The sequence below is a fragment of the Pseudomonas syringae genome (assembly GCF_023278085.1).
Classification (GTDB): Bacteria; Pseudomonadota; Gammaproteobacteria; order Pseudomonadales; family Pseudomonadaceae; genus Aquipseudomonas; species Aquipseudomonas syringae_Q.
In genome coordinates this window covers 3,500,125-3,523,880 of sequence record NZ_CP066265.1, presented here as the reverse complement: position 1 = coordinate 3,523,880, position 23,756 = coordinate 3,500,125, and the positions used below count along the sequence as shown (strand labels likewise).

Below are 23,756 nucleotides of genomic sequence, written 5' to 3'. Positions count from 1 at the left end.
GGCAAGAAGAAGCCGACCTTGGCGTTTTCAATGAGTGTGTAAGGAGAATTTCATGCGGTTAGTACAGTTTGAATTGAGCGACGGTCAGCGCCGGGTGGGGTTGGTTGACGGTGATCAGGTGCGTGAAGTCCAGGGTGTCGAAAGCGTTCGCGAGCTGGCGCTGGCGGCGATCGAAGCAGGTTCTGCTCTGGCGCAGCAGGTCGAGCAGCGTGGCGTTGGCGAAACCCATGACTACTCGCAACTGCTTCAGGAGCTGCGGATTCTGCCACCGCTCGATCATCCTGATCCGGCGCACTTGCTGGTCAGTGGCACCGGGCTGACTCACCTGGGCAGCGCGTCGGCGCGGGACAAGATGCATCAGCAGTCCGGTGACGAAGCGGCGATGACCGATACCATGCGCATCTTCAAGTGGGGCGTTGAAGGCGGCAAGCCAGCGGCGGGGCAGGCGGGTGTGCAGCCAGAGTGGTTCTATAAAGGCGATGGCAGCATCGTTGTGCGTCCCGGGCATTCATTCTCGCTGCCGCCCTTCGCCGAAGATGGCGGGGAAGAGCCGGAGCTGAGCGGGCTGTATGTGATCGGGCATGATCGCAAGCCCTATCGCCTGGGTTTTGCTATCGGTAACGAGTACTCCGACCACGTCATGGAGCGTCGCAATTACCTGTACCTGGCACACTCGAAACTGCGTGCCTGCTCGTTCGGGCCGGAGCTGCGCGTAGGTGATCTGCCGCAAAGCCTGTCGGGCACCAGCCGCATCTGGCGCGATGGCGAGGTGCTGTGGGAGAAGGAATTCCTCAGCGGCGAGGCGAACATGTGCCACAGCCTGGAAAACCTTGAGTACCACCACTTCAAGTACGCCCAGTTCCTGAGGCCGGGGGACGTGCATGTGCATTTCTTTGGCACTGCGACCCTGTCTTTTGCCGACGGCGTGCGCACTCGTCCGGGTGATCGCTTCGAAGTCAGTCAGGCCGAATTCGGCCAGCCGCTGGTCAACGGCCTCGCCCCGAGCGAGCCGGTGTTTCAGCCGGGCGGGATCGGCAGGTTGTGAGGTGAAGGGTGATCATGCCAGCGCTTCGCGTTGGCATGCCGCTCTGGACGCTATGCGTCCACTCCTGACTGTGTGACGGCGATCATCGGTGTATCTGCGCCTGCCTTTTGCCCTATCATTCGCGCTTTTACAGGCCGGATACCCCTCATGACTACATCGCCAACCACACTGCTCGCCGCCCTCGAAGCCACCACCATGCTGGAAATCGACGGTCTGCACGCCTGGGACTTCTCTCTGGGCGATGAGCTGAACGTCGAATGCATGGACGGCCGCGAGCGCAAGGTATGGCGTTTCACCAAAGCGCAGGTCGACGCTGCGACCTTCGACCAATCCCTGCAAAGCTGGGTGATCAACGATGGCAATGCCGATCACCGGATCATCTGCCTGGACGCCTTTACCCCCTCAGATGAAGATGATTCCGCGCAGGATTGATTAAATGCGGGCTGGCGCTGTCATAGACCTGACTGTGCCCTGACAGGCATCAATAACCTCAACAAAAGGGATGCCCCATGCCCCATAAATTTCTGCCATTGCTGGCGATTGCCAGTGCCATGAGCGCGTTTACCCTGCAGGCCCAACCCATGCCCGAGACTGAATTGCTGATGGGTTCCTACACGCAAGGAAAGAGTGAAGGGATCTACCGGTTTGCCTTCAACAGCGAAACCGGAATGATCGATGCCAAGCCGCTACAGGTCATCAAAACCGAAAACCCGTCCTGGCTGACGTTGTCCAGAGACCAGCGTTATCTGTTCGCGGTCAATGAGAACGGGCCAGGCCAGAAAGACGTAGTCGGTAAAGTCAGCAGCTTTGCGATCGACCCGAAAACCCGTCAGATCACACCGATCAGTCAGGTGCAAAGCCGCGGTGAAGAACCGACGCACTCCAGCCTGAGCTACGACGGTCGCTATCTGTTCGTTGCCAACTACGCCGTAAATCCTGATCCGGGTGGCGCACTGACAGTGCTGCCAGTGGGCAAGGATGGCAAGCTGAGCGAGGCCGTTCAGGTCCTGCCGCTGGGCCCCGGAAGCAAGGTCAACCCCGAGCGGCAGATGTCGTCACATGTGCACCTCGCCGTACCGACCCCGGATGACAAGTACGTGGTGACTGCCGACCTGGGTGCCGACAAGCTGTTCGTGTATCGCTACGACGCGAGCCAGCCCAAGCCATTGCAGCCGGCCAAGGAGCCGACCGTGCAGTTGCCAGGTGGTACCGGGCCACGTCATACCCTGTTCAGTGCCGATGGCAAGCATGCCTGGTTGGTGCTGGAAATGACCGCTCAGGTCGCAGTGTTTGACTACCATGACGGCAGCTTCAAGCAGACCCAACTGGTCGATATGAAGAACAAGGGTGTGGAGCAGAAAAACGGCGGCGGCGCGTTGCACACCTCACCGGATGGCAAGTTTCTGTATGTGACCAATCGGGGCGATGCGAATCAGGTCGTGGTGCTCCGGATCGACCAGGCCAGCGGCAAGCTTGAAGAGATCCAGCGTCGTTCCCTTGAAGGCAAGGAGCCACGCGAGTTCGCCTTTGATCCAACCGGCAAGTTCATGCTGTTTGCCAATCAGAAGAGCGATCAGATCGTGACTGTGCGTCGCGATCCGCACAGCGGGATGATCGGGGACACGGTGCAGAAACTGGATGTGGGTGCACCGTCGTATCTGCGTTTTTTGACTGACAAGTAAAGTGCAACGGCTTCAGCCCGCCATAGGCAAGGGCTGGAGTCGTTATCATTCTTGATGATATGGGTTAGTGCTACAAAAGATTTCTGCTGAAGCCCCCTCGGGCGTACGTTTGAGTCACGGCCAAGACGGCCAGGATTTCAAACCAACGTACACACAGACAACGAGGGGTGACCGACATGAACTTCAATCTTTTCTCCATCATCGCTGCATCAGCTATCTCGGCAAGCGTCGTTCTTCCGGCCAGCGCCAGTGTGGAAGTGAACGACAAGAAAGCCCACGCCGCTCAGACCTACACTGCGACCTACACCACCAAATACCTGCAACAGAGCGCCAACTTCTACGCGGCACTGGATCATAAAACCGCCCAGTGATTCATTAGTCGTCACGCTTTCGCGAGCATGTTCGCCCACACAGGTCCTGCGACCACTGCCCACTGCGCGGCAGACCCTGCAGCGACTGCCAGGCGAGCCTGTTCGCGAAAGCGCTGATGGCGGCGACGCGTTTACTCCTGGAAAAAGAGACATCTGCCCAGTGAGTGTAGGAGCGAACTTGTTCGCGAAGACGGCCGTTCAGACGCTACATTGCGCTGAATTTAATGCCCCTTTCGCGAACAAGCGAAACGTCGCCCGGTTCGCTCCTACGCCCTTGCGGGCAAAATCAAAAGCTGAGTCTTTTCGCGAAAGCGCTGATGGCGGCGACGCGTTTACTTCTGGAAAAAGAGGCGTCTGCTCAGTGGATGTAGGAGCGAACTTGTTCGCGAAGGCGTTCGTTCAGACGCTACATTGCGCTGAATTTAATGCCCCCTTTCGCGAACAAGCGAAACGTCGCCCGGTTCGCTCCTACGCCCTTGCGGGCAGAATCAAAAGCTGGAGTCTGTTCGCGAAAGCGCTGATGGCGGCGACGCGTTTACTTCTGGAAAAAGAGGCGTCTGCTCAGTGGATGTAGGAGCGAACTTGTTCGCGAAGGCGGCCGTTCAGACGCTACATTGCGCTGAATTTAATGCCCCCTTTCGCGAACAAGTTCGCTCCTACGCCCTTGCGGGCAGAATCAAAAGCTCGAGCCTGTTCGCGAAGGAGGCCGTTCAGACGCTACATTTCGCTGAGTTTAATGCCCCTTTCGCGAACAAGCGAAACGTCGCCCGGTTCGCTCCTACGCCCTTGCGGGCAGAATCAAAAGCTGGAGTCTGTTCGCGAAAGCGCTGATGGCGGCGACACACTCGTGTTTATCGCACTCAATAAGGTGGTGAATATAATTGCTGTTGCCAAATAGGGGAATTTACATGGAGTTAAGCGGGTAACACGGATGTTCATTTGCATCTCACGCCGTTATCGGTAATGCGTGACTTAATAAGTCGTCGTTCTCATGACGCCTTGATGCTCATCACAGCTGCAAATAACTCAGACTGCAATAACCGCTGCAACCAGGCTCGCAGGGCAGGGTACGGGCTTTGTTCGAACCACTCCTGATCAACAAAGCAAAACTGCCGTATGAAAGGGACAATGGCGATGTCGGCCAGCGTCAGGTGTTCGCCGGCCAGAAACCTTTGCGGTTGCAGTCGGTTTTCCAGGGTTTGCAGGAACACTTCGCCCTGCTCGCGATAATGTTGCGGTAAATGTTCGGGGTAGCGCACCGAATATTTATAGCGGTCCAGATGCAGCTTGAAGACCTCATCATTCTCTGTGATCAACGCAGCGATTTGCGTTGCCCCTTGGGGATCATTCGCCAGTAGCCAGTTATCAGGGTCTTGTTGGGCAAGTGCCCAGTGCATGATGTCCAGGCTTTGCTCGATGACCCGGTCTTCAAGCGCCAGAACCGGGACGGTGCCCTTGGGAGATCGCGCGAGCATCTCGGCGGGCTTGGCTTTCAGGCTGACTTCGTGGATGTCCACCGTGCAGCCTGCGTAATGCAATGCCATGCGTGCACGCATGGCATAGGGGCAACGGCGGAATGAGTACAGCACCGGCGTCATGTGCTGCCCACCTCAATCGTACTCAACCCATTGCCCTGACGACGCACTCTGATCTGCACTGGAATCCGCTCGTGCATTTCCTGTACGTGGGAGATCACGCCGACCTTGCGGCCCTGTGCCTGCAAGCCGTCCAGTGCGTCCATGGCCAGTTGCAGCGATTCCGGGTCCAGGCTGCCGAAGCCTTCGTCGATGAACAGCGATTCGATGCGCAAGGTGCTGGAGGCCATTGACGCCAGGCCCAGTGCCAAGGCCAGCGAGACGAGAAAGGTTTCGCCGCCTGACAGCGAATGCACCGAGCGCAGTTCGTCGCCCATCTCGGTGTCCATGACCAGCAGCCCGAGCATGCTGCCGCCGCGTTTCAGGCGGTAGCGTCGCACCAGTTGCCTGAGTTGTGCGTTGGCGTGATGGACCAGCAGGTCGAGGTTATAAGCCTGAGCGATCTTGCGAAACCGGTCGCCCTCGGCCGAGCCGATCAGTGCCGCCAGTCTCGCCCAGCGCAGGTACTCGCTGTTGGCATCAGTGATGCGAGCCTGAAGTTCGCTGTTGGCATTGCGACGGCGCTGATCTTCACTGAGTTCAGCGCGCAAGTCAGCACACTGCTGTTCGCTGTGTGTCAGCTGTTCCTGAACCACCAGCAGATCGGCCGCCAGTTGTTGGTTGTCGCTCAGGTCGCTGTGTTGCGCCTGATGCTGTTGCAGGCGCTGGTCACGTTCCTGCAGCAACACGTTGGCCTGTTCAAGCGCTTTCTCCGCAGCCTGTAGTTGCTCGCGCAGTTGCTCAATCTGCGCGTCATCGTAAGTCAGCAGGGTGTCGAGTGCGGCGTCGTCCAGCTCTGGGTGCTGAGCGCGCCACGCGCTGATCTGTGCGTCGAGTTCCGTCACTTCTTGCCGCAAGGCTTGCTGCTGTTGCTGGCCCGACTTGAGTTCGGCAGCTATTTGAATCAACTGGCTTTGAATAGCCTGAAGTGCCTGGGCCGCCGACGTTTCGGTTTGTCGGGCCTGCTCAATGGCGTTTTCCAGCGCCTGTTGCCAGTGTTCGGCAGTCGCATGCTCGCCCAGCAGATCGGCCAGTGTCTGCTGACGGGCTTGCTGCTGTTCGCCGAGACGGGTGAGGTCAAGGGCCAGCTCGGTCTGGCGTTGCAGGCGGGCTTGCTGTTCGATCTGTTCCTTTTCGATCTTCTGCTGGCGTTCGTGTTGCTCCTGCTGCTCCTCGCTTTGCTGTTCCAACTGATCCAGCCGCTGAGTCACTTGCTGTTCGAGTTGCATGACCGTCGCCGAGGCGTCGCTGCGCAGGCCTTCCAGCACCTGCGGCGAAACCAGCGGGGTGAACGCCGTCAGTTCCTCTTCCAGCCGCTGCTGATCAGCGTCCAGTTGCTTGAGCTGTTCGGCGACGTGGCCTGCGGCAGCCTGGCTGGCATCTGTTGCAGTCTGCAGTTGCTGCTGCAAGCGGGCCGCGTCTTTCTGCAGGGTCAGCAAGGCCTCCTGGCGTTGCTCGTCACGGGCGATGACTTCGTTCAACTGGCTCAGTTGCTGGCTCAACCAGCCGTCGCGTTTATCAGCGTCGCGGTCCAGCAATTGAGCGGTGAGCGGATGGGCATCAAGGTCCGGCGCGAGGGTCTGATGACGCTGCATGAGCTGATCGTGCTGGCGCAGCAGTTCTTTCTGCCGGGCGATCACGCCGCCGACCTGTTCACGCAACTGATTGCGCTGCTCGGTCAGCAGGTCCACGGCCTTCTGCGCGCTGGCCTGCTCGTTGTCGTCGTGTTGCGTGAGGCTTTCCAGCAACGCTTCCGGCTGATGCCACGGATGCTCAACACTGCCGCAGACCGGGCAGGGCTGGTCATCCTGCAACTGCACGCGCAGTTCCTCGACGCTGGCACTGCGCGCCAGACGCTGACGTTCCAGCAGTTGCCGGGTGACGCTCAGGGTCTGCTCGGCGACGGCCAGTTCGTCACGAACCCGGAGGCCTTCACTGTTGAGCTGTTCGCGCTGCTGCTGGGCACTGTGCTGTTGCTGTGCCAGATCAGCCAGCTGGCGGTCGATGTCCTGTTGGCTGGCCCACAGACGCGCCAGCGCTTCGAAAGCACGTTGTTGCTTGCGATTGTCCTGCAACAGGCTGCCGAGAATCTGCAGCTGCTCGGTCACCGCCTCGACTTCGCAATCGGCTTCCCGATAGAGCAATTCCAGTGCGTTGCGCTGCTCGGTCAGTTGCTGATCGGCTTGGCTGGCGCGCTGTTGCAAAGCAGGCAGTTCGCGCTGCCCGTGCTTGAGGCGATTGGCGATCAGGGTCAGTGATTTCAGACGGTCACGCCACGCGCTCCATGCCTGGGCCAGCGGTGCCAGCTCGCTGCTGTGTTGCAGCTGTTCGGCGATGCGTTCAAGGCGCTGCGCAACCTGTTGCTGCTGGTCGAGCAAGGTTTGCAGGCTGGCCTGACCCTGGGCGCACAGTTGTCCGGTGTGCTGATGCAGATCAGCCGCCTTGGCCAGCTCCTGAGCCAGGTGATTCAGGGTGTTCTGCGCGTCAAACGCCTGTTGCAGCAGCGGTTTCGCGCTGCCGTGCGTTTGTTGGGCCGTCAACAGGCTGGCTTGCGCTTCTGTGCGGCGGGTTTCCAGTTGTTGCTGTTGGCTCTGCAGCAAAGTCTGCTGTTGCTGATGCTGGCTGATCTGTTCGGCCAGCGGGGTGAGTTGCGCGCTCAGGGTCACACGCCGGGCAAAGCGATGACGCTGCGGGCCCAGACGTTCCAGTTGCGCAAGCGTCTGCCGCTGACTGCTCAACTCGTCCCAGGTCTGCTGCGCCCGGGTCAGGCTTTCCTGAGCCGCGAGGTGTTCGTCACGCAGGCGATGCAGTTCGATCAGCCATTGCTGCTTGAGCTCCAGTTGCCGTTGTTGCGTCTGACGGGCTTTGAGCTGCTGCTGGGCATCGTCGAAGCGCTGTTCGAGTTCAGCCAGTTGTTCCGGGGCCAGCGGAACGATGTTGCTGGCCTGCGCGGTCAGGGTTTTCAGCGCTTCTTCGGCTTCCTTGCTCTTGCTGTAGGCGCGCCGACCGAGCTGGCTGTAGATTGCGGTGTTGGTCAGCTTTTCCAGCAGCTCGCTGCGTTCTTTGTCATCGGCCTTGAGGAAGGCGCTGAACTCGCTCTGGGCGAGCATCACGGCCCGGGTGAACTGTTCGAAGTTCAGGCCCAGTCGGCTCTCGATCAGTTGTTCGAATTCACGCTTGCTCTGGTTGCTGAGGACTTGCTCGCTGTCCAGATCGGTGAGGGTCTGGCGGCTGGCCTGGAGCTTTTTGGTGGCGTTGTCCCGCGCGCGATTGGTTTCCCAACGCGCACGATAGCGACGCTGGTCGATACCGATGAAATCCACTTCGGCATAACCGCTGCCGGTGCCGCGCCGCAACAGGGTGCGCGGGTCGCTGGTACTGATGTCGCCGTCGATGTCCGGCACTTTGGACTGGCCGATATTGCTCAACCGAGGGATCGCTCCGAACAGCGCCAGGCACAGGGCGTCGAGCAAAGTGCTTTTGCCCGCGCCGGTCGGGCCGGTGATGGCGAACAGCCCGGCACTGGCCAGCGGCTCAGCAGTGAAATCCAGTTCGAACGGGCCTGCCAGTGAGGCGAGGTTTTTCAGGCGAATGGCAAGAATCTTCATGACTGTTCGCTCTCCTGCTGGACTTCACGCAGCAGTGTGGCGAAATCGGTGAGGGTCTGTTCGTCCACCTCGCTGCCGTAGTTGTCCAGCCAGGCGCGGCTGAACAATTCCTGCGGGCTGAGTTGGTCCAGTTCGATCAGTGCCGCGTCGCCATCACTGCCATCGGCACTGCCTTTACCGGCGTATTCAGCGCCGATGCGCACCAGCCGCACAGCCTTGCCTTGCAGCGCGGTTTCGATCTGGTTGCGCAGGTCCGGTTGCGGTTCATCAAGACGCACGCGCACTTCCAGCCACGGCTGACGATCCGGATCGGCCAGCAGGTCGACATTCGGTAGCGCCTTGAGCTGCACCAGCAGTTCGGCCAGCGGTGCGGGCCCGAGGCGTTGCAGGTTGACAGCGCGGGGGATCAGCAAGGGCTCGACGCTGGACAGGGTTTCGCCATCGCAATTGATTTCCAGAATCTGATGCTGGTAGCCGATTTCCGAAAACGACAGCGGGATCGGTGAGCCACTGTAACGAATGCGCTCTTCGCCATTGACCCGTTGCGGCTTGTGCAAATGGCCCAGCGCGACATAGGTGATGCTCGGCCCGAACAGGCTGGCGGGCAGGGCTTCGGCGTTGCCGATGATCAGGCTGCGTTCGGAGTCTTCCGAGACCGAGCCGCCTGCCATGTGCGCATGGCTGATGGCGATCAGGGCCTGACCCGGCTGGCGCTTGGTATTGGCTGCTTCGATCAGCAGTTCATGCACCCGGCCGATGCCGCGCAGGTAGTCATCGCCCAGGGTCGGCCCCGTCACTTCGGCGGGGCGCAGGAAGGGCAGCGCCAGGCACCAGGCCTGGATGTCGCCCTGCGCGTCGGGCAGCGGCAGCAACAGGCGTTCGACATCCAGTACGCCATCGTTCAGCCACATCACTCGGCCCAGTGCGTGGGTGCGCAAACGGCGCATCAGCGGGGCAGGCAATTCTATGCGTGAGCCTGAGTCATGGTTGCCGGCGATCATCACGATGGTCAGCAACGGCTGTTGCTCATGGGCGTTGACGATGAAGTCGTACAGGCGTTCCTGGGCTTTGACCGGCGGGTTGACGGTGTCGAAGATGTCGCCCGCGATCAGCAGCACATCGGGCTGTCGTTCGGCCAGGCGGGCCAGCAGCCAGGTCAGGAAGCAGGCGTGTTCGAAGTCCCGCTCCTGGCCGTGCAGGTTCTGACCCAGGTGCCAGTCAGAGGTGTGAAACAGACGCATGGGTTTACCTTGTCGTGAAAAGGGAATGCCTGCCCTGCATCCTTACTTGGGATACAGCGGCGGCAACCCGGCATCGCCTGCCGGGTCCTGAATATGTTCGGCGGCGGGCAGTTTGCGCACGGCACGCCACAGGTCCTGGCCCAGCCACAGCTTGCCGGTCTCGCTGTACAGTGCGCCGTTCAGGCCATCCAGTGCATCGGACAGCGGCACAAAGCGTGCAGCCATTTCAGCCAGGGTTTCCGGCTGCTGACGGGCCCAGGCATCGAGTGCCTGACGAGTGCCTTGCGGGTCATTGACCATGCAGGCACGCTTGAGGTCATCCAGCACGGTACGCGGGCTTGGCCCGGTCTGCACGGTGCGGGCGATTGCCGGTTGTCCACGTGCGCGCCACCATAGACCGAAACCCAGCAGCGTGGTGCAGGCAAACAACAGGGTGCTCGCCTGCCATGGCCAGACCGGCGGACCGATCACGGTGACGCCACTCATGTCGCTCACCGGGGTGTCGACCGCCAGACCGGGGTTGTTGCTGATCTGCAAGGTACGCGCAGGCAGGCTGGTGTGTTCCAGATAATCTTCGTGGGTGTTCCACCAGGTCACTTCGACCGCTGGCAGATCGATTGCCCCGGCGCGACCCGGCACCAGCGCCTCGCGTTCTTCGCGTGTGCCGATCAGGCCACGCTCGCTGGGCAGGTTACGCAACTGAGGCTGATCAGGATAACGCCGCAGACCGGGCACTTCGGTGGCGGGCAGCGGCGGCAGTTGCGCTCCGGCCAGCCCCTCGGCCTTGAGTGTCAGGGTACGGGTCAGCGAATCACCGACCTGAGTACTGCCGGGCTCCGGGCTCCAGTTTTCTTCAAGGCTGATACTGCGCGCGGGCAGCCACGGGGTGTCGGCCGGATAGTTGGCAGGTTTGGGCTTGACGGTCAGCGTCACTTCTGACGATTTGACCCGCATCAGTTTGCCCGGCTGCGGGCCAAACGGGTTGGCATCATGCCCCTGCGTGTTGTCCGCAGGTGGCTGCACCAGTGTCGCGCTGAAGACCTGCGCCGGGATGATCAGCGCGCCACTCTGCTGTGGATAAATCGCGTAGCGTGTTTCGATCACCCCATGGCGCACGCCATTGATCAGCTTTTCGTAAGTACGCGGATCGCCCAGTTTTTCGACCCGGGCATCCGGCACTTGCAACGGGCTCAGGCTGCTGTCGTCGAACAGCGACACCGAATGGTAGACGCGCAAGGTCATCACAGCCTGCGCCTGAACATAGACACTGTCCTGATCCAGGCTCGCCTCGATGAAGATCGGCGCCAGTTGACTGCCGGGCTCTTTGGCTTCGCTCTGCACAACCTGCAAGGTCAGCGGCTGGCTTTTCAATTCACCCAGTTGCAGGGCCGGGATCACCACACTGCCGGTTTCCCGCGGCAGCAGGGTGACGATCCAGCGCGTGGTGGCCTGGCTGTTGCCGTCGAGTGTTTTCAGGCTGTTGAGCTGACGCGTGTCACGCACCTCGAAACTGCCCTCCAGAACGCTCATGTCAGGCTTGCCGAACTGGGTGACGTCGTCGGTTTCCAGCGTCAGTTCGACGGTTTCGCCCGCATTCAGACGCGTGCGATCAACGCTGGCCGTCAGCTGTGCAGCCTGCAACGACATGGCGACCAGGGCCAGCAACAGGCCGGTCAATAGGGTGTACACGCGACTCATCGGGTCTTTTCCTGATGTTGCTGTTCATAGCGGAACTTACGCCGCAGCAGTTCGCCCGGATCGTCCGGAATCTGTCTCAGCCATTGTTCCAGTTCCTGACGTCGCTCACCGGTGATCGAACTGTCGGCGGGCTGGATCGGCGGGCGAGTGGTTTGTTCATCGTCCGTCGAATTCGCCGACGTGGCCTGACCGCTGGTGTCCGGCGGCAGGCTTTCGCTGGTGCCGGTCTGATCGGACCGCGACGGGTTCTGCTCGGCGGGCGAGGCGCTGCTGTTCGGGTCCTGTGACGCTTGCTGGCCTTCCTCGCCTTGATCCGCTTTGCTTTGCTCGTCCTGCGCGGGCTTCTGCACCTTGGCCTCATCCAGCAGACTTTGCACCAGCGCCCGATTGCTCAGCGCGGCGGGGAAGTCGGGCTGGCGATCCAGCGCCTGCTCATAGGCATCCAGTGCCGCTTCCAGCTCGCCACTGCGGGCCAGAGCATTGCCACGATTGTAGTGATCAGCGGCGCTGTTGCCCTCGGCGAAGTGCTGCGCGGCGCTGGCATAGTCTCCCGCCTCGTAAAGCGCGACGCCTTTCCAGCGAGCATTTTCAAAGCGCTGCGCCGCCTCGGCCGGTCGGTGTTGTTCCAGCAGACGCTGGCCCTGTTGGTCGGGGCGCAGCCACAGGTCCTGAAACTCAAAGGCCTGGCTGGTTTGCGGAAACATGAACAGCAGTGGCAGGCACAACAGCCAGCCACGTCGCCCGCCCAGCGCAGCGATCAGCAGCAACGGCAGCAGGAACCAGTGGCCCTGATCGGCCCAGGTATCGAGTTGCACAATCTGGCCATCGTTGCGCAGTTGCCGAGGCGTGGCCAGCAGGCCGAGACTGTTCAGGTCTTCTTCATCGGCGCGTGCCTGACGATAGCTGCCGCCGACCTGATCAGCAAAGTCGCTGAGGCTGCTGCTGTCCAGACGTGGCACCAGAATCGCACCCTGGTCGTCCTTGAGCAGGCTGCCGTTTTCCTGAGTCACGGGCGCACCTTCAGCGGTGCCGACGCCCAGAATCAATAGCGGCGGCGATTGCCCGCGCAACGCTTCACGGATGCCCTGACGCTCCTGCTCACTCAGCGAGGAAGTGATCAGCAGAATGCGGCCCTGACCCAGCGCGCCCTGTTTGAGCAGGTGCAATGCCTTGTGCACCGCCAGATCAGCGCGCTGGCCGGTCAATGGCATGATCGACGGCCTGATGGCTTCCAGCAGGTTATGGCTGGTGACCAGATCATCGGAAAGCGGCACCAGCGTGTGCGCGCTGCCCGCATACACGACAACTGCCGTCTGCGCATCGCTGCGTTTCTGCAACAGGTCCAGCAGTTTGCGTCGGGCCTGCTCCAGGCGTGTGGGCGGTGTATCGGTGGCGAGCATCTGCGGCGTGAGTTCGAGGATCACCACCAGCGGGTCGACTGGTTTCTGGCTGATCTGTTCGACACGCTGCCAGCTTGGGCCGAGCAGCGCAAACACGGCCAGCAACCAGGCCAGACCAAGCGCGATCCACGGCAGCTTGCTGTTGCCGCCGCGGCCGCCATTGAGCAGCACGGCATGAAAGTGGGTCGGCAGCAGCATCTGCCAGCGCCCGGCGCGTTTCTGCCGGTGCCAGAGTCGCCAGATCAGCAGGGCCAGCAATGGCACGATCAGCAGCCATAACGGGCGGAACCAGTGCGGCCAGAGCGCAGCGATCATCGTGACCTCCAGAGTCGCTCGAGACGCTCACGCCAGCGGATGGCACGCAACTGCGTGAGCAGGCGCTGCACCGCGTTGTTCGGCCACAGCTCGCGCAGCACCAGCAGAACACTGAGCAGCAGGGCGGCAGCCAGTGGCCACTGATAAAGCACCTGCGCCGGACGGGCCTGAGTGGGCTGCTGCGCGACAGGCTCCAGCGCGTCCAGAGTGGCGCGGATCTTGTCCAGTTCGGCACCGTCGCGCGCGCGAAAGTACTGCCCGCCGCTGAGGCTGGCGATGTCTTTAAGCGTCGGCTCGTCCAGATCCAGGCTCGGGTTCAGCCCCAGCACGCCTTGAAGACCGTTTTTATCAGGGTCCGAGCCGATGCCGATAGGGTAGATTTTAACGCCTTCTTCAGCGGCCAGGCGTGCGGCGGTGATCGGGTCGATCTGCCCACCGTTGTTGGCGCCGTCAGTGACCAGCACCAGCACCCGACTGTTGGCCGGGCGCATGCGCAGGCGTTTGAGCGCCAGGCCGATGGCGTCGCCAATGGCGGTGTTCTTGCCCGCGATACCGATCCTGGCCTCGTCCAGCCAGACCCGCACGGTGCGCCGGTCGTAGGTCAACGGCGCCTGCAGGAAGGCCTGGGTGCCGAACAGGATCAGGCCGACCCGGTCGCCCTTGCGGCCTTCCAGAAAATCGCCGAGCAAGTGCTGAACCAGCACCAGTCTGCTGACTTCATCGTTGTTCCACTGCATGTCCGGGTAGTCCATCGAGCCGGACACATCGACCGCCACCAGCAGGTCACGACCGCTGGCGGCTACGGGCAGCGGCTCGCCCAGCCATTGCGGGCGCGCACAGGCGATCAGCAATAACAGCCAGATCAGGATGACTGGCGCACGTTGTCGCCAGACGGGCAGATTGGCCTTGGCGCGGCGGCCGCTCAGCCCTTCGAGTTCACTGAGGAAACTGACCTTGAGTGCGGGTTCGCCGCTGTCGGCGACCGGCAGCAGCACTCGCATCAGCCAAGGCAAGGGCAGCAGGATGAAGACCCAGGGCCAGGCAAATTCAAACATGTTTGCGAATCCAGGTATCGACCGCCTGGGTCAGCCCGGTGATGGCCTTGTCGTCCAGTTTGCACTCGGGTTTGTAGGCGCCCTCGACCAGAATCATCCAGCGCGTCAGCCCGGCGGCGGGGCAGCGATTGTCGAGGAACGCCAGCCATTTCCGGCCATTGAGCGTATGGCTCTGGCTGTGTGGATAGTGATTACGGCACAGGCGTTTGAGCAGGCCGTTGATCTGCTGCAGCCAGGCACCGGCCGGTGCACCATCATAGGGTTTGGGCAGGCTGGCAAGCTCGGCCAGGGCGGCGACGCGCACTGGGTCCAGAGGTTGTTCGCTGCGGCTTTTGCTGGCCTTGACCGGTAACAGCACGCGCAGACGCCACAGGCCCCAGGCCGCCAGGGGAATAAGCAGCAACAGCAGCCACCAGCCTGGGGCGGGCGGCCAGAAACCGACCGCCTCTGGGGCAATCAGCGGCTGTAGCTGATCCAGCGGGTTCATTTGCGCTTCACCGGGCGCTGGAGATTCAGGTATTCACGCAATTGTTCGACCAGCTCGGCCTGGGTGCTCAACGGCATGAGCAACACCCGCAGTTTCTGCGCCAGCCGTTCCCAGCGCGCAGAGCGGTCTTCGCCCTGTTGCCGATAGGCCCGGCGCAACTCGGGGTTGAGGGTGTCGAGCTCCAGTTGCGCATCGCGTTCGGCAAAGCGCAGCAGGCCTGCAGCGGGCAGGGCGCGATCCAGCGGATCGGAGATCGGCAGCAACAGCAGGTCACTGTGGCGCGACAACAGGCTCAGCTGTTGCTCGGCGGCATCGGACAGGGCGCGTTCGTCGCACAGCACGATCACCAGGCTGCCGGGGCGCAGCACTTCACGAGCGCGGCGCAGCGCCGTACCAAAGGCATCGCGATCTGCCGGTATTTCGGTGTGCAGTGACTGATTGACCCGCACCAGACGGTTGAGCAGTTGCAGCAGGCTCTGTTTGCTGCGGCGCGGCTTGATTTCGTAGTGTTCGTTATCGCCGAATACCAGTCCGCCGACCCGATCATTGTGCTCGAGTGCCGCCCAGCCGATCAACGCGGCAGCCTGAGCAGCCAGCACTGACTTGAACATCAGCCCGGAGCCGAAAAACAGCCGACGGCTTTGCTCCACCAGGATGAAAATCGGCCGTTCACGCTCTTCGTGGAACAGTTTGGTGTGCGGTTCCTGGGTGCGGGCGGTGACACGCCAGTCGATGCTGCGCACATCGTCGCCGGCCTGATAGACCCGAACCTGATCGAAATCCACACCACGCCCGCGCAGCTTGGAATGGTGCAGGCCGATCAACGGGCTGCGTCGGCTCGGGGTTGAAAACAGCTGCACTTCCCGCACCCGATGACGCATCTCGATCAGCTCGCTGAGGCTGACACGAATGCCCGGCTGGGGGATCAGGAAGGGTTGCATGGGGTCAGGCGACGGCCACGACGTCAAGGATGCGCTGGATCACGCGGTCCTGATCGATCCCGGCGGCTTCGGCCTCGAACGACAGAATGACCCGGTGGCGCAGCACATCGAACAGCACCGCCTGAATGTCCTCGGGGCTGACAAAGTCGCGTCCGGCCAGCCAGGCGTGGGCACGGGCGCAGCGATCCAGTGAGATGGAGCCGCGCGGGCTGGCCCCGTAGGCAATCCATTCGGCCAGTTCGGGGTCGAACTTGGCCGGGGTCCGGGTGGCCATGACCAGTTGCACGAGGTATTCCTCGACGGCATCGGCCATGTACAGACCGAGGATTTCCTTGCGTGCGGCAAAGATCGCCTGTTGGCTGACGCGGCGCTCAGGCTTGGTTTCGCCGTTGAGCGCTTCGCCGCGGGCCTGCTGGAGAATCTTGCGTTCGACGGCAGCGTCTGGAAAACCGATCTTGACGTGCATCAGAAAACGGTCGAGCTGGGCTTCGGGCAACGGGTAGGTGCCTTCCTGCTCGATAGGGTTCTGGGTCGCCATGACCAGAAACAGCGGCGACAGGTCGTAGGTGCTGCGCCCGACACTGACCTGACGCTCGGCCATCGCTTCGAGCAACGCCGACTGGACCTTGGCCGGCGCGCGGTTGATTTCGTCAGCCAGCACCAGGTTGTGGAAGATCGGCCCTTGCTGGAACACAAAGCTGCCGGTTTCCGGCCGATAGATTTCAGTGCCGGTAATGTCGGCAGGCAGCAGGTCGGGGGTGAACTGGATGCGGTGGAACTGCGCCTCGATGCCTTCGGCGAGTTCCTTGATGGCTTTGGTCTTGGCCAGGCCGGGCGCGCCTTCGACCAGCATATGGCCATCGGCGAGCAGGGCGATCAGCAGGCGTTCGATCAGCTTTTCCTGGCCAAGGATTTGCGTTGAAAGAAATGTTCGCAGCGCAATCAGCGCTTCACGATGTTCCATCGGGGACGTTTCCTGGCAGGGTAATCAGCTATGTCCGGTGACCGCTGAGCTGGGGGCGATACTTTAATCCATCCAGGCCGGTATCGACTAACGGCTAGAGCACTTTTTATTGCATTTAGAGAGGCGTAGGTCAGTTATTAGGGAATTGTCCTACATGTTCTGTCTGCATTCATGTAGGACGTGGCAGGTGCGCAGGCGTCTTCACGCCGTTTTCAGGTGACGACCTTTGACGATGATCAAAGACGATAAAACTGCGCTGCGTTATCCCACAGCGCCTGACGTGCGCCATGTTCCCCAAGCGCATCGATCAGCAAGTCGACGTCGTCGGCCTGAAATGGGCGCGGTGCCCGGGTTGAGGGCAGGTCGCTGCCGAACATCAGGGCGTTCGGGTTGGCGGCGTAAATATCCCTGAGCGCTTCGCGGACCGGGAAGTCCACACGCCCGAAACCGCAGGCCTTGATTTTCGCGCCCCGTTCCGCCAGACGCAGCACTGAAGGCAGGCCTTCGGCGCTCAATCCCAGATGATCGATGCTGATTGCGGGCAGTTTGTGCAGGCGGGTTTCGATGTCGGCCAGCTCTCGCGAGTCGATGTAAAGCTCCGCATGCCAGCCCACGCGCTCATGCACGCGCAGCGCAAGGGCTTCCAGTTGGTCGAGTTGCTCCGAACCGCCGCGCTTGAGGTTGAAGCGCAGGGCGCGTACACCGGCAGCATTCAGGGCGTCCAGTTCTTCATCGGTAACGCTTGTGGGCAACTGGGTCACGCCGACAAACCCAGGGCCCAGTTTGGCAAGGGCGTCCAGCAGATAGCTCTGATCGAAGCCTTGAAAGGAGCCGGACACCACCGCACCGCCCGCAACGCCCAGCGGTTTGACCACCGAAAGATACTCGTTGACGCCGAACGGCTCGGGTAGAAAGCCGTTGTTGGCGATCAGCGGAAAATGCGGGTCGATGATGTGGCAGTGGGCATCGAAAATGGTGTTCATGTCGAGCTCCTTGGTGTCGAAAAAACTCACTCTACCGGCTTTTGTCCCTCAAGCGATTTCGCTGACATATTCGCCCACATTTTCCATGATGATCTGCAAGGTTCGGTGAACCTCCGGCAAGTCATCCGCGTCTGTGGCGTGGACGATTTCGAAGTGCGCATGGCCGTTCAGTTGCTTCGCATCTGCCGGGTCGATTTCCACCAGCAGACGCTGGGCGCTGACGCTGACCTTGAGGCTGGACACGGTATGGGAGGTGTCATCGCCGATAGTGATTTCCACCTCGTTTTCATCCGGAAAGCGGGTCAGGGAAAACAGGTCGCCACCTGCGCCGTGGCAGCAGAGCAGCGCCATATTGTCGTATTCATCGTCACAAGCGTTGGCAATGAGCGTGGCGGTCTTGATTTGCATAGGGTTTCCAGTGCGGTAGCGAAAGCGTGAAATGGATTTTGCCAGCACCGGGCCTGAATTGTCGCCCGGCATTGGCACCATGGTGCGGATTTTAGCGCGGGCTGATGACCGAATATGTCGCAGCCTCGTAAGCAGTGTGCGCTCAGCTCTCGTTAAGCTGCATGACAGACGAGTGGTGTAGGGTGTCACCCATGCGTCCAGGTTTTTTTATCCGGAATTCAAATGTGACTACCCTGACACAGCAGGCGTTAGTACTTTAGCTTTACACTCGATCAGGAGGTGTCCGCGCAATTGAGTGCGAGGACAGCCCCGGTCTCAACACCTTCTTCAAGCCTCCCCAATAAAAGCCAAAGCGGAGTACCACAGATGGCGTTCTTCACCGCAGCCAGCAAGGCCGACTTCCAGCATCAACTGCAAGCGGCACTGGCTCAGCACATCAGCGAACAGGCACTGCCACAAGTGGCGCTGTTCGCCGAGCAATTCTTCGGCATCATTTCTCTGGACGAACTCACCCAGCGTCGCCTGTCCGATCTGGCAGGTTGCACCTTGTCTGCCTGGCGTCTGCTGGAGCGTTTCGAACATGCTCACCCGCAGGTGCGGGTCTACAACCCCGATTACGAGCGTCACGGATGGCAATCGACTCACACTGCCGTTGAAGTGCTGCATCACGACCTGCCGTTTCTGGTCGACTCTGTCCGTACCGAACTGAATCGCCGCGGCTACAGTATCCATACCCTGCAAACCACTGTGCTCAGCGTGCGCCGCGGCGCAAACGGCGAACTGCTGGAACTGCTGCCTAAAGGCGCGACCGGCGAAGACGTGCTGCAGGAATCGCTGATGTACCTGGAGATCGACCGCTGCGCCAGCGCCAGCGAGTTGAACGTGCTGGCTCGCGAGCTGGAGCAGGTACTCGGCGAGGTGCGGGTCGCGGTCGAAGATTTCGCGCCGATGAAAGCGCGTCTGCACGATCTGCTGGCGAGCATCGATGCCAACCAGTCCAATACCGATGAGCAAGAGAAGGCCGAGATCAAGGTCTTCCTGCAGTGGCTGGTAGATAACCACTTTACCTTTCTGGGCTACGAAGAGTTCGAAGTCCGCACTGACGCCAATGGCGGCCAGCTGGTCTACGACGAATCGTCATTCCTGGGCCTGACCCGCCTGCTGCGTCCGGGGCTGAGCCACGAAGACCTGCACATCGAAGACTACGCAGTGAAATACCTGCAGGAGCCGGTGCTGCTGTCGTTCGCCAAGGCCGCGCATCCGAGCCGCGTACACCGTCCGGCTTACCCGGATTACGTGTCGATCCGGCAGATCGATGCGTCGGGCAAGGTCATCAAGGAATGCCGTTTCATGGGCCTGTACACCTCGTCGGTGTATGGCGAGAGCGTGCGGCAGATCCCGTACATCCGGCGCAAGGTCGCAGAAGTTGAACGCCGTTCCGGTTTCGATGCCAAGGCGCACCTGGGCAAGGAGTTGGCGCAGGTGGTCGAAGTGCTGCCACGCGACGACCTGTTCCAGACGCCGGTGGACGAATTGTTCACCACCGTCATGTCCATCGTGCAGATTCAGGAGCGCAACAAGATTCGCGTGTTCCTGCGCAAAGACCCGTACGGCCGTTTCTGCTACTGCCTAGCCTACGTGCCGCGTGACGTGTACTCCACCGAAGTGCGGCAGAAGATCCAGCAGGTGCTGATGGATCGCCTGAAGGCCAGCGACTGCGAGTTCTGGACGTTCTTCTCTGAATCGGTGCTGGCGCGGGTGCAGCTGATTTTGCGGGTCGACCCCAAGGTCAACCTGGAAATCGACGTTGCCCAGCTGGAAAACGAAGTCATTCAGGCCTGCCGTTCGTGGAAGGACGATTACGCCAGCCTGGTCGTGGAAAGCTTCGGCGAAGCGCAGGGCACCAACGTGCTGGCCGACTTCCCGAAAGGCTTCCCGGCCGGTTATCGCGAGCGTTTTGCTGCGCATTCGGCAGTGGTCGACATGCAGCACGTACTCAGCCTGAGCGAAGCCAATCCGCTGGTGATGAGCTTCTATCAGCCACTGGCCGGTGATCGCCAGCAGCTGCATTGCAAGCTGTATCACGCCGACACGCCGCTGGCGCTGTCCGACGTGTTGCCGATCCTGGAAAACCTCGGCCTGCGTGTGCTGGGCGAATTCCCGTACCGCCTGCACCATGCCAATGGCCGTGAGTTCTGGATTCATGACTTCGCCTTTACCTACGGCGAAGGCCTGAGCCTCGACATTCAGCAGCTTAACGACACCTTGCAGGACGCTTTCGTGCACATCGTGCGCGGCGATGCGGAAAACGATGCGTTCAACCGTCTGGTGCTGACTGCCGGTCTGCCGTGGCGTGACGTGGCGCTGCTGCGGGCTTATGCGCGCTACCTGAAGCAGATTCGTCTGGGCTTCGATCTGGGCTACATCGCGACCACGCTGAACAACCACACTGACATTGCCCGCGAGCTGACGCGGCTGTTCAAGACCCGTTTCTATCTGGCGCGCAAGCTCGGTTCCGACGATCTGGACGACAAGCAACTGCGTCTGGAGCAGGCGATTCTGACCGCGCTGGACGACGTTCAGGTGCTCAATGAAGACCGCATTCTGCGTCGTTATCTGGACCTGATCAAAGCCACGCTGCGCACCAACTTCTATCAGGCCGATGCCAATGGCCAGAGCAAGAGCTATTTCAGCTTCAAGTTCAATCCGCGCCTGATTCCCGAGCTGCCCAAGCCGGTGCCGAAGTTCGAAATCTTTGTGTATTCGCCGCGTGTCGAAGGCGTGCATCTGCGCTTCGGCAACGTGGCGCGTGGCGGCCTGCGCTGGTCGGACCGCGAGGAAGACTTCCGGACCGAAGTCTTGGGTCTGGTAAAAGCCCAGCAGGTGAAAAACTCGGTCATCGTACCGGTCGGTGCCAAAGGCGGTTTCGTACCCCGTCGCCTGCCAACCAACGGCAATCGTGACGAAGTACAGGCCGAGGCAATCGCTTGCTACCGCATCTTCATCTCGGGCCTGCTGGACATCACCGATAACCTCAAGGAAGGCGTGCTGGTGCCGCCGGTCAATGTGGTGCGCCACGATGACGACGACCCGTACCTGGTGGTGGCTGCCGACAAGGGCACCGCAACCTTCTCCGACATCGCCAACGGCATTGCCATCGACTACGGCTTCTGGCTGGGTGATGCGTTCGCGTCCGGCGGTTCGGCCGGTTACGACCACAAGAAGATGGGCATTACCGCCAAGGGCGCATGGGTCGGCGTGCAGCGTCACTTCCGCGAGCGCGACATCAACGTGCAGCAGGACAGCATCAGTGTGATCGGTATCGGCGACATGGCCGGTGACGTATTCGGCAACGGCCTGTTGATGTCCGACAAGCTGCAACTGGTCGCAGCGTTCAACCACCTGCACATCTTCATCGATCCGAATCCGGACCCGGCGACCAGCTTTGTCGAGCGTGAGCGCCTGTTCAATCTGCCGCGTTCGTCCTGGACCGATTACGACACCAGCATCATGTCCGCTGGCGGCGGGATCTTCCCGCGCAGCCTGAAGAGCATCGCCATCACCGAGCAGATGAAGACGCGCTTCGATATCAAGGCCGACAAACTGACCCCGACCGAACTGCTGCACGCGCTGCTCAAGGCGCCAGTCGATCTGTTGTGGAACGGCGGCATCGGTACGTACGTCAAGTCCAGCGAAGAGTCGCATGCCGATGTGGGCGACAAGGCCAATGATGCGTTACGTGTCGACGGCAACGAGCTGCGCTGCAAGGTGGTGGGCGAGGGCGGTAACCTGGGCATGACCCAGCTGGGCCGTGTCGAGTTCGGCCTGAATGGCGGCGCGACCAACACCGACTTCATCGACAACGCCGGTGGTGTTGACTGCTCCGACCATGAAGTGAACATCAAGATCCTGCTCAACGAAGTGGTGCAGGCCGGTGACATGACTGAAAAGCAGCGTAACCAGCTGCTCGAAAGCATGACCGACGAAGTGGGCCACCTGGTGCTCGGCAACAACTACAAGCAGACCCAGGCACTGTCGCTGGCAGCACGCCGCGCCTACGAGCGGATTGCTGAATACAAGCGTCTGATGAGCGATCTGGAAGCACGTGGCAAGCTGGACCGCGCCATCGAGTTTCTGCCTGCCGAAGACCAGATCGCCGAGCGGGTTGCCGCCGGTCATGGCCTGACCCGTGCCGAGTTGTCGGTATTGATCTCGTACAGCAAGATCGACCTCAAGGAAGCTTTGCTGGAGTCCCGCGTACCGGATGATGATTATCTGACGCGAGACATGGAAACCGCTTTCCCGCCGTCATTGGGTGCCAGGTTCTCCACGGCCATGCGTGGCCACCGTCTGAAGCGCGAAATCGTCAGCACCCAGATCGCCAACGACCTGGTCAATCACATGGGCATCACTTTTGTGCAGCGGCTCAAAGAGTCGACGGGCATGAGCGCTGCTGCTGTGGCCGGTGCTTACGTGATCGTGCGTGACATCTTCCACCTGCCGCACTGGTTCCGTCAGATCGAGGCGCTGGACTACAAGGTTTCGGCTGAAATCCAGTTGGCACTGATGGATGAGCTGATGCGTCTGGGGCGTCGTGCCACGCGCTGGTTCCTGCGCAGCCGTCGCAACGAGCTGGATGCCGGTCGTGATGTGGCGCACTTCGGTCCGCACCTCGCCGCGCTGGGTCTCAAGCTCGACGAACTGCTGGAAGGTCCGACACGTGAGGTCTGGCAGACTCGCTATCAGGCCTATGTGGAAGCGGGTGTGCCGGAGTTGCTGGCGCGTATGGTTGCCGGGACCACGCACCTGTACACGCTGTTGCCGATCATCGAAGCCTCCGACGTCACCGGGCAGAATGCTGCCGACGTGGCCAAGGCGTACTTCGCGGTGGGCAGCGCGCTGGACATTACCTGGTACTTGCAGCAGATCAGCAGCCTGCCGGTGGAAAACAACTGGCAGGCCCTGGCGCGTGAAGCGTTCCGTGACGATGTCGACTGGCAACAGCGGGCGATCACTGTGTCGGTTCTGCAAATGGCTGACGGCCCGTCGGACATCGAAGAGCGTCTGGCCCTGTGGCTTGAGCAGCATGCACTGATGGTCGAGCGCTGGCGCGCCATGCTGGTGGATATCCGAGCAGCGAGCGGCACCGATTACGCCATGTACGCGGTCGCCAACCGCGAGTTGCTGGACCTGGCCATGAGCGGGCAGGGCATCACTGTGTGATGCGTTGATCGCCTGGCAACAGGCTGCATCACTGGCTGCAGAAATAAAAAACCGCATCGAAAGATGCGGTTTTTTTGTGTCTGCGTTTACAGGCTTGAGGCTATGGATCAAGCCGCCGCTGACAAATGCTCATAGAGAATGGTCGCGCCAACCACGATCAGCACGATGCCGCCGATAATTTCAGCACGCTTGCCAACCATGGTGCCCAGTACCCGGCCGAGCATCACGCCAATGGTGACCATCACGGTGGTGGCCAGGCCGATCGCCAGCGCCGCGACCATGATATTGACGTCGACAAACGCCAGGCCTACGCCGACCGCCAGCGCATCTATGCTGGTTGCGAACGCGGTGACGGCAAGAATCCAGAAGGAGTGCGAGCCGGGTTTTTCCTGCTCTTCCTCGTCGTCATGCTTGAGGCCGTTGTAGATCATGTGCAGGCCGAGCACCAGCAGCAGCGTGAAGGCGATCCAGTGGTCCCAGCTTTCAGCGAAGCGGGCGGCTACCTGGCCAATGCCCCAGCCGATTACCGGGGTGATGGTCTCGATGGCACCGAAAATCAGACCAGTGCGCAACGCTTCGATAAAGCGCGGTTTATGCAGGCTTGCTCCTTTACCAAGGGCCGCAGCAAAGGCGTCCGTGGACATGGCAAGTGCGAGAAAGAGGAGGGAAATCGGGTTCACGGTTATATCCAGTCGGGCTAT

Annotated in this window: 18 protein-coding genes; 6 read left to right on the top strand and 12 right to left on the bottom strand. The window is 61.0% G+C overall.

The genetic code is table 11. The features are described 5' to 3' along the window. The first annotated feature begins 52 nt into the window (after positions 1 to 52). The 5 genes from araD1 (at position 53) to I9H07_RS15565 (ending at position 3,672) form a co-directional block, all read left to right on the top strand. Complete coding sequence (gene araD1, locus I9H07_RS15585; RefSeq protein ID WP_236423249.1) at positions 53 to 1,045, top strand: AraD1 family protein; 993 nt, start codon at positions 53 to 55, stop codon at positions 1,043 to 1,045. Between the two features lie 147 nt (positions 1,046 to 1,192). Next, on the top strand, positions 1,193 to 1,477 hold the full coding sequence (locus I9H07_RS15580) for a DUF5629 family protein (RefSeq protein WP_024675007.1): 285 nt from the start codon (positions 1,193 to 1,195) through the stop codon (positions 1,475 to 1,477). 77 nt (positions 1,478 to 1,554) lie between these two features. Continuing rightward, the gene (locus I9H07_RS15575) at positions 1,555 to 2,727 is read left to right on the top strand and encodes a lactonase family protein (RefSeq protein WP_236423248.1); all 1,173 of its coding nucleotides are present in this window, start codon (positions 1,555 to 1,557) and stop codon (positions 2,725 to 2,727) included. 176 nt (positions 2,728 to 2,903) lie between these two features. Continuing rightward, positions 2,904 to 3,098 (top strand): hypothetical protein, encoded by a 195-nt coding sequence (locus I9H07_RS15570; RefSeq protein WP_024675005.1) that lies wholly within the window; start codon positions 2,904 to 2,906, stop codon positions 3,096 to 3,098. A 178-nt stretch (positions 3,099 to 3,276) separates the two neighbouring features. After that, positions 3,277 to 3,672, top strand: a complete 396-nt coding sequence (locus I9H07_RS15565; protein ID WP_236423247.1) for a hypothetical protein — start codon at positions 3,277 to 3,279, stop codon at positions 3,670 to 3,672. Positions 3,673 to 4,087: 415 nt separating this feature from the next. Here I9H07_RS15565 and I9H07_RS15560 read toward each other — a convergent pair whose 3' ends face one another. From I9H07_RS15560 to I9H07_RS15510, 11 genes are all read right to left on the bottom strand, one after another. Beyond that, complete coding sequence (locus I9H07_RS15560) at positions 4,088 to 4,696, bottom strand: glutathione S-transferase (protein ID WP_058392749.1); 609 nt, start codon at positions 4,694 to 4,696, stop codon at positions 4,088 to 4,090. Continuing rightward, entirely contained in the window at positions 4,693 to 8,340 is a 3,648-nt protein-coding gene (locus I9H07_RS15555; protein WP_236423246.1) for an SbcC/MukB-like Walker B domain-containing protein, read from the bottom strand. The genes I9H07_RS15560 and I9H07_RS15555 overlap by 4 nt, the downstream gene beginning before the upstream one ends. Then, positions 8,337 to 9,581, bottom strand: coding sequence for an exonuclease SbcCD subunit D C-terminal domain-containing protein (locus tag I9H07_RS15550; protein ID WP_236423245.1), 1,245 nt, complete (start codon positions 9,579 to 9,581; stop codon positions 8,337 to 8,339). Before I9H07_RS15550 ends, I9H07_RS15555 begins: the two co-directional genes overlap by 4 nt. Positions 9,582 to 9,623: 42 nt before the next feature. Beyond that, positions 9,624 to 11,279 carry a BatD family protein gene (locus I9H07_RS15545; RefSeq protein WP_236423244.1) on the bottom strand — a complete coding sequence of 552 codons (1,656 nt, stop codon included), beginning with the start codon at positions 11,277 to 11,279 and terminating at the stop codon, positions 9,624 to 9,626. Next, a complete protein-coding gene (locus I9H07_RS15540; RefSeq protein WP_236423243.1) occupies positions 11,276 to 12,994 on the bottom strand; it encodes a vWA domain-containing protein in 1,719 nt (572 codons plus the stop codon). The genes I9H07_RS15545 and I9H07_RS15540 overlap by 4 nt, the downstream gene beginning before the upstream one ends. Continuing rightward, a complete protein-coding gene (locus I9H07_RS15535; protein WP_058392751.1) occupies positions 12,991 to 14,049 on the bottom strand; it encodes a vWA domain-containing protein in 1,059 nt (352 codons plus the stop codon). Before I9H07_RS15535 ends, I9H07_RS15540 begins: the two co-directional genes overlap by 4 nt. After that, positions 14,042 to 14,536: a DUF4381 domain-containing protein gene (locus tag I9H07_RS15530; RefSeq protein ID WP_058392752.1), complete on the bottom strand. Its 495-nt coding sequence runs from the start codon at positions 14,534 to 14,536 to the stop codon at positions 14,042 to 14,044. The genes I9H07_RS15535 and I9H07_RS15530 overlap by 8 nt, the downstream gene beginning before the upstream one ends. Further along, the gene (locus I9H07_RS15525) at positions 14,533 to 15,477 is read right to left on the bottom strand and encodes a DUF58 domain-containing protein (protein ID WP_236423242.1); all 945 of its coding nucleotides are present in this window, start codon (positions 15,475 to 15,477) and stop codon (positions 14,533 to 14,535) included. Before I9H07_RS15525 ends, I9H07_RS15530 begins: the two co-directional genes overlap by 4 nt. Before the next feature lie 4 nt (positions 15,478 to 15,481). Continuing rightward, complete coding sequence (locus I9H07_RS15520) at positions 15,482 to 16,441, bottom strand: AAA family ATPase (protein ID WP_003342804.1); 960 nt, start codon at positions 16,439 to 16,441, stop codon at positions 15,482 to 15,484. A 236-nt stretch (positions 16,442 to 16,677) separates the two neighbouring features. Beyond that, complete coding sequence (locus I9H07_RS15515) at positions 16,678 to 17,424, bottom strand: amidohydrolase family protein (RefSeq protein ID WP_236423241.1); 747 nt, start codon at positions 17,422 to 17,424, stop codon at positions 16,678 to 16,680. A 48-nt stretch (positions 17,425 to 17,472) separates the two neighbouring features. After that, complete coding sequence (locus I9H07_RS15510) at positions 17,473 to 17,832, bottom strand: hypothetical protein (RefSeq protein ID WP_024675165.1); 360 nt, start codon at positions 17,830 to 17,832, stop codon at positions 17,473 to 17,475. Positions 17,833 to 18,198: 366 nt separating this feature from the next. On the opposite strand from I9H07_RS15510, the gene I9H07_RS15505 reads away from it, so the two are divergent. Continuing rightward, positions 18,199 to 23,055 (top strand): NAD-glutamate dehydrogenase, encoded by a 4,857-nt coding sequence (locus tag I9H07_RS15505; protein ID WP_024675166.1) that lies wholly within the window; start codon positions 18,199 to 18,201, stop codon positions 23,053 to 23,055. A gap of 107 nt (positions 23,056 to 23,162) precedes the next feature. Here I9H07_RS15505 and mntP read toward each other — a convergent pair whose 3' ends face one another. Continuing rightward, positions 23,163 to 23,735: a manganese efflux pump MntP gene (gene mntP, locus I9H07_RS15500; protein WP_024675167.1), complete on the bottom strand. Its 573-nt coding sequence runs from the start codon at positions 23,733 to 23,735 to the stop codon at positions 23,163 to 23,165. Between the last annotated feature and the right edge of the window lie 21 nt (positions 23,736 to 23,756).

Bases quoted from the DNA above. Each gene is read 5' to 3' on its own strand.
- araD1 (WP_236423249.1), top strand. From the start codon at position 53: ATGCGGTTAGTACAGTTTGAATTGAGCGACGGTCAGCGCCGGGTGGGG.
- I9H07_RS15580 (WP_024675007.1), top strand. From the start codon at position 1,193: ATGACTACATCGCCAACCACACTGCTCGCCGCCCTCGAAGCCACCACC.
- I9H07_RS15575 (WP_236423248.1), top strand. From the start codon at position 1,555: ATGCCCCATAAATTTCTGCCATTGCTGGCGATTGCCAGTGCCATGAGC.
- I9H07_RS15570 (WP_024675005.1), top strand. From the start codon at position 2,904: ATGAACTTCAATCTTTTCTCCATCATCGCTGCATCAGCTATCTCGGCA.
- I9H07_RS15560 (WP_058392749.1), bottom strand. From the start codon at position 4,696: ATGACGCCGGTGCTGTACTCATTCCGCCGTTGCCCCTATGCCATGCGT.
- I9H07_RS15555 (WP_236423246.1), bottom strand. From the start codon at position 8,340: ATGAAGATTCTTGCCATTCGCCTGAAAAACCTCGCCTCACTGGCAGGC.
- I9H07_RS15550 (WP_236423245.1), bottom strand. From the start codon at position 9,581: ATGCGTCTGTTTCACACCTCTGACTGGCACCTGGGTCAGAACCTGCAC.
- I9H07_RS15545 (WP_236423244.1), bottom strand. From the start codon at position 11,279: ATGAGTCGCGTGTACACCCTATTGACCGGCCTGTTGCTGGCCCTGGTC.
- I9H07_RS15540 (WP_236423243.1), bottom strand. From the start codon at position 12,994: ATGATCGCTGCGCTCTGGCCGCACTGGTTCCGCCCGTTATGGCTGCTG.
- I9H07_RS15535 (WP_058392751.1), bottom strand. From the start codon at position 14,049: ATGTTTGAATTTGCCTGGCCCTGGGTCTTCATCCTGCTGCCCTTGCCT.
- I9H07_RS15530 (WP_058392752.1), bottom strand. From the start codon at position 14,536: ATGAACCCGCTGGATCAGCTACAGCCGCTGATTGCCCCAGAGGCGGTC.
- I9H07_RS15525 (WP_236423242.1), bottom strand. From the start codon at position 15,477: ATGCAACCCTTCCTGATCCCCCAGCCGGGCATTCGTGTCAGCCTCAGC.
- I9H07_RS15520 (WP_003342804.1), bottom strand. From the start codon at position 16,441: ATGGAACATCGTGAAGCGCTGATTGCGCTGCGAACATTTCTTTCAACG.
- I9H07_RS15515 (WP_236423241.1), bottom strand. From the start codon at position 17,424: ATGAACACCATTTTCGATGCCCACTGCCACATCATCGACCCGCATTTT.
- I9H07_RS15510 (WP_024675165.1), bottom strand. From the start codon at position 17,832: ATGCAAATCAAGACCGCCACGCTCATTGCCAACGCTTGTGACGATGAA.
- I9H07_RS15505 (WP_024675166.1), top strand. From the start codon at position 18,199: ATGGCGTTCTTCACCGCAGCCAGCAAGGCCGACTTCCAGCATCAACTG.